This window comes from Aminobacter sp. LjRoot7 (assembly GCF_964252895.1).
Classification (GTDB): domain Bacteria; phylum Pseudomonadota; class Alphaproteobacteria; order Rhizobiales; family Rhizobiaceae; genus Aminobacter; species Aminobacter aminovorans_B.
In genome coordinates, this window is the sequence record NZ_CAXUPX020000003.1 from 357,916 (window position 1) to 371,934 (window position 14,019).

Consider the following 14,019-nt stretch of genomic DNA (forward strand, 5'->3'; position numbering starts at 1 on the left):
CGCTCACAGCTCCTTCTCGGCCAGTTCGCGGAAGGCATCGGGCACGGAGCCTGCGTGTCCAAGTGCCACCGAGGCATAGCCGACCGCCTCCCAGCCGAAACGTTCGCGAATGGCATCCATGGCACGGTCGGCGCCCCAGCGGGCCTGGCCTTTTCGTGTGCCCGGCCGGTGTTTTTCGTCGGCCAGGCCGAGCGGCAATTCGAGCTGCAGGCCGGAATGTTCCTCGAGATGCGAGACCGAAATCGCCAGCAGCGAGATGCTGCGTTCGCCAGGATATTGGGCAAGCACGCCACGCACCAGTTCTTCCGCGACTTCCGCGATCATTGCGGTGGCCGAGATTGGCGCGTCGAGCGTGATCGATCGCGTCACGGAACGCAGGTCGGCGAAGCGAACGCGGGCGGTGACGGTGCGACCAGGGCGCGACTTGGCTCGGAGACGAGAGGCGACACGGTCGGCAAGATGGCGCAGTGCCGGCACGTAGATTTCAGGCTGCGCAGGCTTCATGCCCAGCGCCGACTGCGCGCCAGCGGAATGGGCGCGCCGATGCGGTTGGAGGCGGCGCGGATCGCGGTTCCAGGCAAGTGCTGCCAGCTTTTCGCCAGCGGCGGGGCCGAGCAGGCGCTCGAGCACATGCTTGTTGGCGTTGGCTAGCTGGCCGATGGTGGTGATGCCGGCGTCCGCCAGGCGCGTCTCGGTGGCCGGGCCGACGCCCCACATCAGCCCGACGGGCAAGCCGTGCAGGAAGGCGATCTCAGTGCCCTCATGGACCACCACAAGACCGTCGGGCTTGGCGACTTGTGAGGCGATCTTGGCGAGATGCTTGGTGCGGGCGACGCCGACGGAAATCGGGAGGCCGAGCTCGGTGCGGACCCTGTGCCTGATCTTCTTGGCGATCTCCTCGGGCGAACCGAACAGATGCGTGCAGCCGGCGACGTCGGCGAAAGCTTCGTCGATCGAGATGCGTTCGACCAGCGGGGTGAAATCGCCGAGCACCGCGATCGCAGCGTCGCCGAGCCGCTGGTATTCCCGGAAATTGCCGCCGACGAAGATAAGGCCGGGGCAGAGCTCGCGGGCGCGGCGGTCCGGCATGCCGCCATGGACGCCGAAGGCCTTGGCCTCATAGGAGGCGGCGAGCACCACCCCGCCACCGACGGCAATGGGCTTACCCCGCAGGCTGGGGTCGAGCAGCTGTTCGACCGACGCATAGAAGGCGTCGAGGTCGGCATGCAGGATGGTGGCTGCGCTTTCCATGGGGCGATCTGGCGAGAATGAATAAGAACATAAAAAGAACATGCGGCCAAGAAGTCAAGCGCTGGTGCAAGCGGTGACGGCTGGTGCGGGCTTATGGAAATAGCTGGCCTCGACTATGGTGCCGCCCAACCAAGGAGATTCCCATGACCGTTTCGCTGCGCGTTCCGACATTCGAAGACGTCAAGGTTGCCGCTTCGCGCATTGCTGGGGAGGCGCATCGCACGCCGGTGCTGACCTCGCGTACCGCCAATGCCAAGATTGGCGGCGAGCTGTTCTTCAAGGCCGAGAATTTGCAGCGGGCCGGCGCCTTCAAATTCCGTGGTGCCTACAACGCCGTTTCGGCGCTGTCGCCGGAAGCGCGGCAGAAGGGCGTCGTCGCCTTTTCCTCCGGCAACCACGCCCAGGCGCTTGCCTATGCGGCGACGCTGCTCGGCGCGCCGTCGGTCATCGTGATGCCGGCCGATGCACCCGCGATCAAGGTCGCGGCGACGAGGGGCTATGGCGCCGAGGTGGTGTTCTTCGACCGCTACAAGGACGACCGCGAGGCAATCGCGCGCGGGATCTCCGAGGAGCGCGGCATGACGATGATTCCGCCCTTTGATCACCCCGACATCATTGCCGGCCAGGGCACGGCGGCACTTGAACTGATCGACGAGGTCGGGCCGCTCGACATCCTCATCACCCCGCTCGGCGGCGGCGGTCTGCTTGCCGGTTGTGCGCTGAGCGCCAAGGCGCTGGCACCCGACTGCCGCGTCATTGGTGTCGAGCCGGAGGCCGGCAATGACGGCCAGCAGTCGCTTGAGAAGGGCGAGGTGGTGCGCATCGCGCCGCCGAAGTCGATCGCCGACGGCGCGCTGACGACATTCATTGGCGACCACAATTTCCCGATCCTGCAAGCCAAGGTCGACGGCATCGTCACCGTCAGTGACGCGCAGCTGGTGTCGACGATGCGCTTCTTTGCCGAACGCATGAAGGTGATCGTCGAGCCGACCGGCTGCCTGGGTGCGGCGGCGGCGCTCAACGGCGTCGTCGACTGCGCGGGCAAGCGCGTCGGCATCGTGCTCAGCGGCGGCAATGTCGACCTCAAGGCGCTGAGCGGGTTCTTCGCCGACGCCTGACATCTGGCCTGAGCCTGTGGCGTAACTCCCCGCCTGAAGGCGTGGTGTCCGCGCCACAGGGGCAACGCAAAGCTCGTTTCTGAAGACTTCGTGGCTGGACGCGGCAAGCAAGCCCGTCCTATGGCGCGATCATGCCTGACCACGCGAAGGTCGGCGGAAAATTGCCAGAGATAAGTGGGGCAGGAGTGCATGAATAACAGATACGGAACGCTCTCCTCCTGGGTCTACAATCTCGACAAGCCGGTTGGCCGCTCTTTCGGTGACATCGAATATTATCGTGAACGTCTTTCGAACTGTGCTGGTCCGGTGCTGGAACCTGCGGTCGGCAACGGCCGGTTCTTCGTGCCGATGCTGGAAGCCGGCTTCGACATCAGGGGCTTCGACCCCTCAGAGGAAATGCTCGGCTATTGCCGCAGGGCTTGTGCGGAGCGCTCGCTCGACGACGGGCGGGTCAGCGGTGGGACATTCGAGGGCTTCGTCTACGAGCAGCGCTTTGCGGCAATCGTCGTGCCGCTGGGCTCGTTCCAGCTGATCACCGACATGGCTGTGGCGAAGGCCGTTCTGCGGCGGTTCTTCGATCATCTGGCGCCGGGTGGGCGGCTGATGATCGACCTCGACGCCATCGGCGGCTTCCTGGGTGAGGGCGGCCGGGTGCCCAGCTGGACCACCGAGGGTGGCGACCTGCTGACGCTGACCGACACGCGCGTTTCGACCGACTTCATCGCACAGACCACGGTGACGCATCTGCGCTACGAACTGTGGAAGGACACCAAGCTCGTCGACACCGAGCTGGAGCTGTTCAGCCTGCGCTGGTGGGGCGTCGAGGAGTTTGCCATGGCGCTGCGCGAGGCGGGCTTTGTCGACGTCGTCGCTTCGGGCGACTATCGCTACGGGCAGGCGCCGGCCAAGGACTGCGAAACGATCAGCTTCAAGGCGCGCCGGCCGGAATGAATTCGATGGCTTGAACCAAGGCGGCAGCTCGACTATCTAGCGGCCATCAGCAATTTCAACAGGATGTGTGCATCAATGGATTTTTACCCGACAGCAACGCCGAACCGCTTTGCCATTGGGGAATTCCATGCCTGCATCAATCTCTCTGTCGAATATTGCCTGGTCCACGCCTGACGGCCGGACGCTCTTTTCCGATCTATCGCTGACCTTCGAAACCGGTCGCTCGGGGCTTGTCGGACGCAATGGCGTCGGCAAGTCGACGCTGCTGCATCTGATATCGGGCTCGCTGCCGCCGCAGGCCGGCAAGGTCTCAGTCGTTGGCACGCTGGGGCTTTTGCGCCAGGCCGCGCAGGTGTCTGCCGACGAAACCGTGGCTGACCTGTTCGACGTTTCGGCAGGGCTCGACCTGCTGCGCCGTGCCGAAGCCGGGCTTGCCGGTGTCGAGGAACTGGCCGAGGCCGACTGGACGCTGGAGGTACGCATCGAAGCTGCACTCGCCCGCGTCGGGCTGAGCGCGGAGCCTGGCACGGCGCTGTCTGCGCTTTCCGGCGGCCAGCGCACGCGTGCCAGGCTCGCGGCTCTTGTCTTTGGCGAACCCGATTTCATCCTGCTAGACGAGCCGACCAACAATCTCGACTGTGACGGGCGGAAAGCGGTGGTCGACCTGCTCGCTGGCTGGCGCACTGGGGCCATCGTCGTCAGCCACGATCGCGAGCTGCTCGACACCATGGACGCCATCGTCGACCTGACATCGCTCAGCGCGACGCGCTATGGTGGCAACTGGAGCCATTATCGCGAGCGCAAGGCGATCGAGCTGGCTGCGGCCGAGCACGATCTTGTCGACGCTGAACGACGCGTGTCGGAGATCGCCCAGAAAGCCCAGGCGACCGCCGAGCGCAAGGCGCGCAAGGACGGCGCCGGCAAGCGCAAGGCCGCCAAGGGTGACATGCCACGCATCCTGATGAACGGGCTGAAGAACCGCGCCGAAAACACGTCGGGCGAAAACACCCGCCTGGCCGAGCGCCGGCGCGTCCAAGCGGAAGCGGATGCCGCCGCCGCCCGCGAGCGGATCGAGGTGCTGCAGGCGATCTCGCTGAAGCTGCCCTCGACGGGGTTGCCGCCCGGCAAGGCAGTGCTTCGGATCGACCGGCTGACGGCGGGCTATGAGCAGGGCAAGCCGATCATTGCGGATTTCTCACTTGATCTGGTGGGGCCGGAGCGGGTTGCCATATGCGGCGGCAACGGCACAGGGAAAACCACGCTGCTCAAGGCGATCTCGGGCAAGATTGAGCCGTGGGCAGGCAACGTCTCGATGCTGACCGCCTATGCCATGCTCGACCAGCAGGTCGGTCTGCTCGATGCCAAGGCTTCGATCCGTGACAATTTCCGCCGCATCAATCCCGAGGCGGACGAAAATGCCTGCCGTGCGGCGCTGGCGCGCTTCATGTTCCGCGCCGATGCTGCATTGCAAATGGTCGGCAGCCTGAGCGGCGGGCAGTTGTTGCGGGCAGGGCTTGCCTGCGTGCTCGGCGGCAAGATGCCGCCACCGCTGCTGATCCTTGATGAGCCGACCAATCATCTTGATATCGACGCCATCGAGGCCGTGGAGGCCGGATTGCGTGCCTATGACGGGGCGTTGCTGGTGGTGAGCCACGACCAGGCGTTCCTTGAGGCTATAGGCATCACGAGGCGAGTCGACTTGGCCGCCTGCACCAACATGAGATGAGTTGAGCCTGATTGTGCCATGCCGGTATCTGGCCAAGATGGCTGCGGAACACTGGAGATGAGACGATGAGCGAAGCCGGCCGAACGATGCACGGGAACGGGGCCGACGTGCTGACGGACGTGCTTCTGGTCAACGGCGTCGATGTCTGCTTCGCCAATCCCGGTACGTCGGAGATGCATTTCGTCGCTGCGCTCGACCGCAAGCCGCAACTGCGCTGCATTCTCGGGCTGCACGAGAACGTCGTCACCGGTGCCGCCGACGGCTATGCCCGAATGACGGGCAGGCCGGCGGCCACGCTTTTGCATACCGGGCCGGGGCTGGCGAACGGCCTTGCCAACATGCACAACGCGAGGCGCGCCCGCACGCCGATGCTCAACATCGTCGGCGACCATGCCTCGTATCACCTGCCGCTCGACGCGCCGCTGACCAGCGACATCGACGGGCTGGCGCGGCCGATGTCGAACTGGGTTCGGCGGGTGACCGGTCCCGATGATGTCGGACCGGCGGCGGAGGCGGCCTATCGCGCGGCGCTGACACCGCCTGGTGTGGCGACGCTGATCCTGCCGGCCGATGCTGCCTGGGGCGAACCGACCGGGCAAAGACCGCTCCAGAGGGTCGTCCTCGATCCGCCGCGGGCACCTGATGCCGACGCGGTGCATGATGTTGCCAGGGCCATCCGCGCCAATCCCGGCCGTGTCGGCATGGTGCTGAGCGGCGCTGCGGTGTTGGCCGACGGGCTCGAACTTGCCGGGCGGATCGCCAGCGACTGCAACGTGACGCTGTTCAACGAGGTGCTGGTCGCCCACACTCAGCGCGGACGCGGGCGGACGGCGCCGGCGCGCATTCCCTATCCGATCGACATGGCGCTGGAGTTCCTGCGCGACATCGACGTTCTGGTGCTGGTCGGTGCGCCGGAGCCGGTCGCCTTCTTCGCCTATCCCGGCAAGCCGGGCAGGCTGGTGCGCGAGGATTGTAGCGTGCTGACGCTTGCCCGGCATGGCGACGACCTGCTGGCTGCGCTCGATGCGCTGCGCGAGGAACTCGGCGTGAAGCGCAGCGGGATCGTACCCTTGGCGATGTCGATGGATGAAGGAGTGCCGTCAGGCCCACTGACTGACGATGCGGTGGCGGTCACCGTCGCGGCGAGGTTGCCGGAGAACGCGATCATCGTCGAAGAGGCAATCACCTCGGGCCGGCGCTTCTTTCCGCTGTCGGCTTTCTCAGCGCCGCATGATTTCATCATGACGACCGGTGGCTCGATCGGCGAGGGCATTCCGCTGGCGACGGGGGCGGCCGTGGCCTGTCCCGATCGCAAGGTGATCAACCTCCAGGCGGACGGCAGTGCCATGTACACGGTGCAGGGGCTGTGGACGCAAGCACGCGAGAACCTGGACGTTGTCACCATCATCTTCTCGAACCGGACCTACGCCATCCTGCATGCCGAGATGCGTAATGTCGGCGTGGCGACGGTGGGCCGGAACGCGACGCGGATGCTCGACCTCGACAGCCCGGCGCTCGACTGGGTGTCACTGGCGCGTGGCATTGGCGTGGAAGCAGCTGTCGCCACGACATGCGAGCAGTTCGCGGTTCTGTTCGATGCGGCGCTCAGGCGGAGCGGGCCGTTCCTGATCGAGGCGCGGCTCTGATCAGGTGCTCAGCGAGTTTGAGGCGCGCAGGCTGACGCCGGTGATGCGCCAGACGCCGTCGGGCTGGAGTTCGAGCGTGTAGACGGCTTCGTAGTCCTTGCCATCCGCACCGACGATGATGACCTGCTGGACGATCGATGTCGGGCTCGTTTCCTGGAATTTTCCAAAGGAAAAGCTTTGCGGCCTGTGCACCGGCTTGTAGGCGCCTGTGACCATGCTCATGAAAGTGTCGAGGGTCGGGAAGATGCGCTTCACATTGGGGGCGGCATAGCCATAGGCCAAAGCATCGTCGCCGGAGCGGAAGGCATGAAGCTGGCCGGAAATGCTGTCTTGTGCCGCCTTGATTTCGGCCTCGCCGGCGGAAGCGGGCAGGGCGATCAGCAGCAAAGCCAGCATCATTGCCGTACGACGCATCTTAACGTCTCCCGTTCGGCGGCAGCATTGGTTCATTGGTTCGCCGCCACCATCACATTGTAACATACGCAGGTGCTGCGCCTCCGGTTTCAGGTTGGCGGACGATTTGCCGGGGAGCTGTCAACCCAAAGGACCTGTGTCCAAGCATTGGCTTGAAAGGCATGGCCCGTTCTGCGACAAGACGGGCAAAGATGGAACGGACGAAGCGATGAAGACCTTTTTCGTGCAGATCAAATGCGAGCTCGGCAAGGCCTATGAGGTGGCGAGCGCATTGGCGGATGCCGAAATCGCCTCGGAGATCTATTCGACGGCCGGCAACTACGATCTGCTGGTGAAATTCTACGTCGATGACGAGGAAGATATCGGCCACTTCGTCAACGAGCGAGTCCATGCCATCGGCAACATCAAGGACACCTTCACCACGGTGACGTTCCGCGCGTTCTGAGCGCGGAAAGGGCAGGAATCTGCTCATATCGCCCGCATGCTGCCGAAATGACGGGCAATTTCCCGATAAATAAGCCCGCTGCCGCCGAAACCGGCGATTGCGCTTGATTTTCTCTCCCGAGGTCATTTCACTGGCCATGAGGGGAGTTTGCCATTGGTTGCGTTCGACGAAATGCTGCCGGCAGAAGCCGGATTGAGAAGACCCTACGAAGCCTATGACGGCTGGCTGAAAAACCAGGATCCCGCCCGACTTACCGAAAAGATGCTCGATGCCGAGCGGGTGTTCCGCAAGACCGGCATCACCTTCGCCGTCTATGGCGAGCAGGAAGCATCGGAACGGCTGATCCCGTTCGACATCGTCCCCCGCATCATTTCAGGCAACGAGTGGCGCCGGCTGACGCAAGGCATCGAGCAGCGCGTGCAGGCGCTGAATGCCTTCCTCGACGACATCTACCATCGCCAGGAGATCCTCAGGGCAGGGCGCGTGCCGCGCGAGCTGATCGCCAACAACGAGGCCTTCCTGCCCGAGATGATCGGGGTTCGGCCGCCGGCGGGCGTCTACACCCACATCATCGGCGTCGACATCGTGCGCATCTCCGAGAACGAGTTCTACGTGCTCGAGGACAATGCGCGCACGCCTTCGGGCGTGTCCTACATGCTGGAGAACCGCGAGACGATGCTGCAGCTCTTCCCCGAGCTGTTCCAGCGCATCAAGGTGCATCCAGTCGAGAACTATCCGCAGCTGCTCAGGCAATCGCTGGCGGCGGTGCGGCCGAACGGAGTGAGCGGCGCACCGACGATCGCGGTGCTGACGCCGGGCAGCTTCAACTCGGCCTATTTCGAGCATGCCTTCCTGGCCGACCAGATGGGCGTGCAGCTTGTCGAAGGGCAGGATTTGCGCGTCGTCGATGGCCATGTGGCGATGCGCACCACCGAAGGCTACAAGCGGATCGACGTGCTTTACCGCCGCGTCGACGACGCCTATCTCGACCCGCTGACCTTCAAGCCGGATTCAGCACTCGGCGTGCCCGGCATCATGGACGTCTACCGCGCCGGCAACATCACCATCGCCAACGCGCCGGGCACCGGCATCGCCGACGACAAGGCGATCTACTCCTACATGCCCGAGATCATCGAGTTCTACACCGGCCGCAAGCCGATCCTGGGCAACATCCCGACCTGGCGCTGCTCGGAGCCAGACAGCCTGAAATATGTGCAGGAACATCTGGCCGAGCTGGTGGTCAAGGAAGTGCACGGCTCGGGCGGCTACGGCATGCTGGTCGGACCTGCCGCTTCCAAGAAGGAACGCGAGGAGTTTTCCAAGAAGCTCGCGGCCAGGCCGTCGAACTACATCGCCCAGCCGACGCTGTCACTGTCGACCTGCCCGATCCTGTGGCGCCACGCCATGTCGATTTGAGGCCGTTCGTGCTGGTGTCGGATCGCATCCGCATCGTGCCGGGTGGGCTGACACGTGTGGCACTCAAGGAAGGTTCGCTCGTGGTGAACTCGTCCCAAGGTGGCGGGACAAAAGACACGTGGGTTTTGGACGACTGAGGGGACGCTGAGACTTCATGCTTCTGGGACGCACAGCCAACGGCCTTTACTGGATGAACCGCTACATCGAGCGGACCGAGAACATGGCGAGGCTGATCGATGCCGGCCTGCGCATCGCGCTGACCCGCAGCCAGGATGCCTCGGAGGAATGGAAATCGGTGCTGCTTTCCGCCGGTGCCGCAAGTTCCTTTGCCGAAAAACACAGCGACTACACGGCGGAGCACGTCGCCGACTTCCTGCTGCGCGACATGTCGAACCCGTCGAGTGCTGTGGCGGCAATCGAGACGGCTCGCAACAACGCGCGCATGGTGCGCACCGCGCTGACGCGGGAAACTTGGGAGAGCATCAACGAAGCCTGGATGTCGCTGAAGCGCGTGCTGGCATCGCCGATTGACCAGCGCGAACTGCCCGGCGTGCTCGACGCCATCAAGCGCGAGACGGCGCTGATCCGCGGTTCGTTCTACGGCACGATGCTGCGCAACGAGATCTTCGACTTCGCCCAGCTCGGCACCTATGTCGAGCGCGCCGACAACACCGCGCGCATCCTCGACGTCAAGTATTACGTGCTTTTGCCCTCGGTCTCCTGGGTCGGCTCGTCGCTCGACAACTACCAGTGGGAATCGATCCTGCGCTCGGTGGCGGCGCACCGATCCTACCGCTGGGTCTACGAGGCCGAATACAAGCCGACCAACATCGCCGAATACCTGATCCTCAATGCCCGCATGCCGCGTTCTCTGTCGTTCAGCTATCGCTTCCTGGCCGAGCACCTGAAATTTCTCGGCGAGGATTATGGCGCGCGGCATCCGGCGCAGGAGATCGCGGAGCGGATTTATGCCCGGCTGCGCGGCACCGAGATCAAGGACATCTTCGAAACCGGTCTGCACGAGTTCCTGGCCGACTTCATCAGGGACAACAACCGGCTGGGTGACCAGGTCGCCCAGGATTTCGGCTTTTATTGATCGGATAGGATGATGCGGCTCAAGGTCAGCCACCGCACCGAATACACGTATGACGAGCCGATCCGCTACGGCCTGCAGCGGCTCAGGCTGTGGCCGGCGAGCGGTCCGGTGCAGACCATGCTGACCTGGGCGCTGCACATCGAAGGCGCGCGCGAGGAGGTGCGCTTCCTCGACCAGTTCGGCAACGACACGCGGCTGCTGTCGATCGACGGAGAGCCGCATACGATCAGCGTGGTGGCCGAGGGCGAGGTCGAGACCAACGATACGGCTGGTGTTTCGGGGCCGCATCGCGGCTTTGCGCCGCTGTGGCTGTTCGAACACCAGACGCCGTTGACAGCCCCCGGCACAGCGATCCACGATCTGGCGGCCAGTATCGGCAGCGGCGGCGACCTGGAGCGGCTGCACGGGCTGATGGCGCTCATCCAGCAGCGGATCGCCTACGTCACCGGCACGACGGACTCGCGAACGACCGCCGAAGAGGCGCTGGTGAAGGGGACCGGCGTCTGCCAGGACCACTCGCATGTGTTTGCAGCATCCGCCCGCCTGCTTGGATTTCCGGCCCGTTATGTCAGCGGCTACCTGATGATGAACGACCGGGTCGACCAGGTTGCGACGCATGCCTGGGCGGAGGCTTATGTCAGCGACCTCGGCTGGGTCGGCTTCGACGCCGCCAATGGCATGTCGCCCGACGAACGCTATGTGCGCGTGGCCGTCGGGCGCGACTATCGCGAGGCGATGCCGATTGCCGGCATTCTGATCGGGCAGGCGCAGGAACGGCTTGCAGTCCACATCACGGTAGAGCAGTAATCCGGCATAAGAACATTTGCCGGAACTGGAATCGATGACCTATTGCGTCGGCATGAAAATTGACCGTGGCCTGGTGTTCATGTCGGACACACGGACCAATGCCGGGGTCGACAACATCTCTACCTTTCGCAAGATGCGCATCTGGGAGCAGCCCGGCGAGCGCGTGGTCGTGTTGATGTCGGCCGGCAATCTGGCCACCACACAGGCCGTGGTCAGCCTGCTCGACGAGCGGACCAAGGCCGCCGCCGAACGCGCGCCGACGCTGCTCGAAGCCCCTTCGATGTTCCAGATCGCACGCATTGTCGGCGACACGGTCAAGGAGGTGATCGCCCAGTCGGCCCCGGCCGGCCAGACGGCGGACGCGGCATTCAATGCCTCCTTCATCCTCGGCGGCCAGGTAAAGGGCAGCGGACCCCGGCTGTTCATGATCTATCCCGAAGGCAATTTCGTCGAATGCAGCGACGACACGCCATTCTTCCAAATCGGCGAGACCAAGTATGGCAAGCCGATCATCGTGCGCGCCTATGACCGCGGCATGAGCTTCGCCGAAACGGTGAAGCTTTTGATGGTGTCGTTTGATTCGACGCTGAAATCGAACCTGTCGGTCGGCCTGCCGCTTGATCTGGCCTTCTACGAGAAGGACAACTTCAAGATCGGGTTGAAGAGGCGCATCGGCGCCGACGATCCCTATTACCGAAGTGTCTCCGAAGGTTGGTCGGATGCGTTGAAGACCGCGTTCCAGAGCCTGCCCGATTTTGTCGAATAGCCGAATGCCTGGCCAATCCTGAGGCTGATGGCGGAGGGAGGATTGCCATGGACAGCGAGGCGTTTCGGCAATGGTCGCTGAAGGCGGCCGAATGGGGCGTCGACTATCGTGATGGCCTGCGCGACAGGCCGGTGCGGCCAAAGGTCGAGCCCGGCCAGGTGCTCGCCTCGATTGCCGCAAGTCCTCCAGAAACCGCCGAGCCGATGGACGAAATCTTCGCCGACTTCGAGGCCAAGATCGTACCCGGCATGACGCATTGGCAGCATCCGCGCTTCTTTGCCTATTTCCCGGCCAATGCGGCACCGGTGTCGGTAGTGGCTGAATATCTGGTCAGCGCCATGGCTGCGCAATGCATGCTGTGGCAGACCTCGCCGGCGGCAACCGAACTCGAGACCCGTGTCGTCGACTGGATGCGCCAGGCGCTCGGGCTGCCCGAAACCTTTACCGGCGTGATCCAGGATTCGGCTTCGTCCGCGACTCTCGCCGCCGTTTTGACCATGCGCGAACGCGCGCTGGACTGGCAGGGCAACAAGTCGGGCCTGTCCGCTGCACCGCCGATCCGCGTCTATTGCTCGGAGCATGTGCACACATCGATCGATCGCGCGATCTGGATCGCTGGCATCGGCGAGGACAACCTGATGCGCATTCCGACCGACGGGCGCTTTCGCGCCATGTCGCCCGAGGCGCTTGAGGCGGCGATCGTCGAGGACCGCAAAAACGGCCTGCTGCCGGCGGGCATCATCGCCTGCGTCGGCGGCACGAGCGTCGGCGGCACCGACGACGTGGCCGCGGTCGTCGAGGTGGCCAGGCGCAACGGTCTCTATGTCCATGTCGACGCGGCCTGGGCTGGTTCGGCGATGATCTGCCCGGAGTTCCGCCATTTCTGGGGCGGTGTCGAGGGCGCGGATTCGGTCGTCTTTAATCCGCACAAATGGCTGGGGGCGCAGTTCGACTGCTCGATCCAGTTCATCCGCGATCCCGAAAGTCTCGTGCGCACGCTGGCGATCCGGCCGGAGTTCCTGAAGACACATGGCCGCGACGGCATCACCAACTATTCCGAATGGTCTGTGCCGCTTGGCCGCCGCTTCCGGGCGCTGAAACTGTGGTTCCTGCTGCGCGCGCATGGGCTGGAGGGCTTGCGCGGAATGATCCGCAACCATGTCGGCTGGAGCCAGGGGCTGGCGCATCGGCTGGAGCGAGAGCCTGATTTCGAGATCACCAGCGAGCCGATGCTGTCGCTGTTTTCGTTCCGTCACACCCCAGTGGGCGGGGCCGATCTCGACAGCCACAATCTGGCGCTGGTCGAGGCGATCAATCGCGATGGACGGATTTACCTCACGCAGACCCGGCTCGACGGGCGCGCCGTGATCCGCTTCCAGGCAGGGCAGTTCGAGGCGACCGAGGCCGATGTCGACACGGCCTTCGAGGTGATCGTCGAGATTGCCCGGGCTGCGCGATAGCGATCAGCCAGGGGCAAAAGAAAACCGGCCGGAACTGACGTTCCGGCCGGTTTTTTTGTTCAAGCGACGCGTCAGGCGCCCTGGATGTAAGGCAGCACCTCGAGCGTGCCGCGATATATCATCTCGCCGGCGACATAGAGAATGATGACCAGGCCGATATAGGCGATCCAGCGGTACTTCTGCAGCAGGTTGGCGATGAAGCTCGCGGCAACGCCCATCAGCGCGATCGACAGCACGAGGCCGAAAATCAGGACGTTCGGGTGGTCGCGCGCGGCGCCGGCAACCGCCAGCACGTTGTCGAGCGACATCGAGACGTCGGCGATGAGGATCTGCCAGGCTGCCTGGCGGAAGGTCTTGGTCGGAGCCGTGCCCGCGACCTTGCCGTCCTTGTCGATGTCCGTATCGCTCAGCGCCTCGACGGCCTGGGTTTCCTGGGCGTGGTTGGCGCGCAGTTCATACCACATCTTCCAGCAGACCCAGAGCAGCAGCACGCCGCCGGCGAGCAGCAGGCCGACGATCTGCAGGAGCTGGGTCGTTGCAGCGGCAAAGCCGATGCGCAGCACGGTCGCGGCGATGATGCCGACGACGATCGCCTTGGTGCGCTGGTCTTTCGGAAGGCCCGCCGCGGCGAGACCGATGACGATGGCATTGTCGCCGGCCAGGACCAGGTCGATCATGATGACCTGGAAGAGGGCGGTTAGGGCCTCGGGAGTAAAGAATTCTGTCATATGGCACCCTTTGCTTTCAGCAAGGGCGGCAAGGCTTGCAGACATGATCTGCCGCTGCGGCGTGGTTCCGCATGGGCGAGTATCAGGACGTGCTGATCGGTGAGTACATTTGAGCCAGGCCGCCGGATTGGAAACTCCAGTCCGACATCGCAGCCATGGTGGCTGCCAGAGGGGCCCGGCCTGGATGGGAGGTTC

Annotated in this window: 12 protein-coding genes and 1 pseudogene; 10 read left to right on the forward strand and 3 right to left on the reverse strand. The window is 64.1% G+C overall.

The window, feature by feature from the left end; genetic code table 11:
* Positions 1 to 3: 3 nt before the first annotated feature.
* The gene (dinB, locus tag ACSQ3E_RS11305) at positions 4 to 1,251 is read right to left on the reverse strand and encodes a DNA polymerase IV (RefSeq protein ID WP_436122770.1); all 1,248 of its coding nucleotides are present in this window, start codon (positions 1,249 to 1,251) and stop codon (positions 4 to 6) included.
* A gap of 143 nt (positions 1,252 to 1,394) precedes the next feature.
* Between dinB and ACSQ3E_RS11310 the strand changes: the two genes are divergently transcribed.
* The 4 genes from ACSQ3E_RS11310 (at position 1,395) to ACSQ3E_RS11325 (ending at position 6,692) form a co-directional block, all read left to right on the forward strand.
* Entirely contained in the window at positions 1,395 to 2,369 is a 975-nt protein-coding gene (locus ACSQ3E_RS11310; RefSeq protein WP_436122771.1) for a threo-3-hydroxy-L-aspartate ammonia-lyase, read from the forward strand.
* A gap of 189 nt (positions 2,370 to 2,558) precedes the next feature.
* The gene (locus ACSQ3E_RS11315; protein ID WP_436122772.1) at positions 2,559 to 3,320 is read left to right on the forward strand and encodes a class I SAM-dependent methyltransferase; all 762 of its coding nucleotides are present in this window, start codon (positions 2,559 to 2,561) and stop codon (positions 3,318 to 3,320) included.
* Positions 3,321 to 3,447: 127 nt separating this feature from the next.
* Positions 3,448 to 5,046, forward strand: coding sequence for an ABC-F family ATP-binding cassette domain-containing protein (locus tag ACSQ3E_RS11320; protein ID WP_436122773.1), 1,599 nt, complete (start codon positions 3,448 to 3,450; stop codon positions 5,044 to 5,046).
* A gap of 65 nt (positions 5,047 to 5,111) precedes the next feature.
* Positions 5,112 to 6,692 (forward strand): acetolactate synthase large subunit, encoded by a 1,581-nt coding sequence (locus ACSQ3E_RS11325; protein ID WP_436122774.1) that lies wholly within the window; start codon positions 5,112 to 5,114, stop codon positions 6,690 to 6,692.
* Here ACSQ3E_RS11325 and ACSQ3E_RS11330 read toward each other — a convergent pair whose 3' ends face one another.
* Positions 6,693 to 7,106, reverse strand: a complete 414-nt coding sequence (locus ACSQ3E_RS11330) for a DUF4864 domain-containing protein (protein ID WP_310318651.1) — start codon at positions 7,104 to 7,106, stop codon at positions 6,693 to 6,695. It lies immediately after the preceding gene.
* A gap of 208 nt (positions 7,107 to 7,314) precedes the next feature.
* On the opposite strand from ACSQ3E_RS11330, the gene ACSQ3E_RS11335 reads away from it, so the two are divergent.
* The 6 genes and pseudogenes from ACSQ3E_RS11335 (at position 7,315) to ACSQ3E_RS11360 (ending at position 13,096) form a co-directional block, all read left to right on the forward strand.
* Positions 7,315 to 7,551 carry an Lrp/AsnC ligand binding domain-containing protein gene (locus ACSQ3E_RS11335; RefSeq protein WP_067966581.1) on the forward strand — a complete coding sequence of 79 codons (237 nt, stop codon included), beginning with the start codon at positions 7,315 to 7,317 and terminating at the stop codon, positions 7,549 to 7,551.
* A 153-nt stretch (positions 7,552 to 7,704) separates the two neighbouring features.
* A pseudogene (locus ACSQ3E_RS11340) lies at positions 7,705 to 9,104 on the forward strand (circularly permuted type 2 ATP-grasp protein).
* Between the two features lie 17 nt (positions 9,105 to 9,121).
* Positions 9,122 to 10,063 (forward strand): alpha-E domain-containing protein, encoded by a 942-nt coding sequence (locus ACSQ3E_RS11345; RefSeq protein ID WP_310318657.1) that lies wholly within the window; start codon positions 9,122 to 9,124, stop codon positions 10,061 to 10,063.
* 12 nt (positions 10,064 to 10,075) lie between these two features.
* Positions 10,076 to 10,870 carry a transglutaminase family protein gene (locus ACSQ3E_RS11350; RefSeq protein WP_436122775.1) on the forward strand — a complete coding sequence of 265 codons (795 nt, stop codon included), beginning with the start codon at positions 10,076 to 10,078 and terminating at the stop codon, positions 10,868 to 10,870.
* A 34-nt stretch (positions 10,871 to 10,904) separates the two neighbouring features.
* The gene (locus ACSQ3E_RS11355; RefSeq protein WP_436122776.1) at positions 10,905 to 11,636 is read left to right on the forward strand and encodes a peptidase; all 732 of its coding nucleotides are present in this window, start codon (positions 10,905 to 10,907) and stop codon (positions 11,634 to 11,636) included.
* Positions 11,637 to 11,683: 47 nt separating this feature from the next.
* The gene (locus ACSQ3E_RS11360) at positions 11,684 to 13,096 is read left to right on the forward strand and encodes a pyridoxal phosphate-dependent decarboxylase family protein (RefSeq protein ID WP_436122777.1); all 1,413 of its coding nucleotides are present in this window, start codon (positions 11,684 to 11,686) and stop codon (positions 13,094 to 13,096) included.
* 71 nt (positions 13,097 to 13,167) lie between these two features.
* On the opposite strand, the gene ACSQ3E_RS11365 is transcribed toward ACSQ3E_RS11360, so the two are convergent.
* Complete coding sequence (locus tag ACSQ3E_RS11365) at positions 13,168 to 13,824, reverse strand: TerC family protein (protein ID WP_436122778.1); 657 nt, start codon at positions 13,822 to 13,824, stop codon at positions 13,168 to 13,170.
* Positions 13,825 to 14,019: the final 195 nt, after the last annotated feature.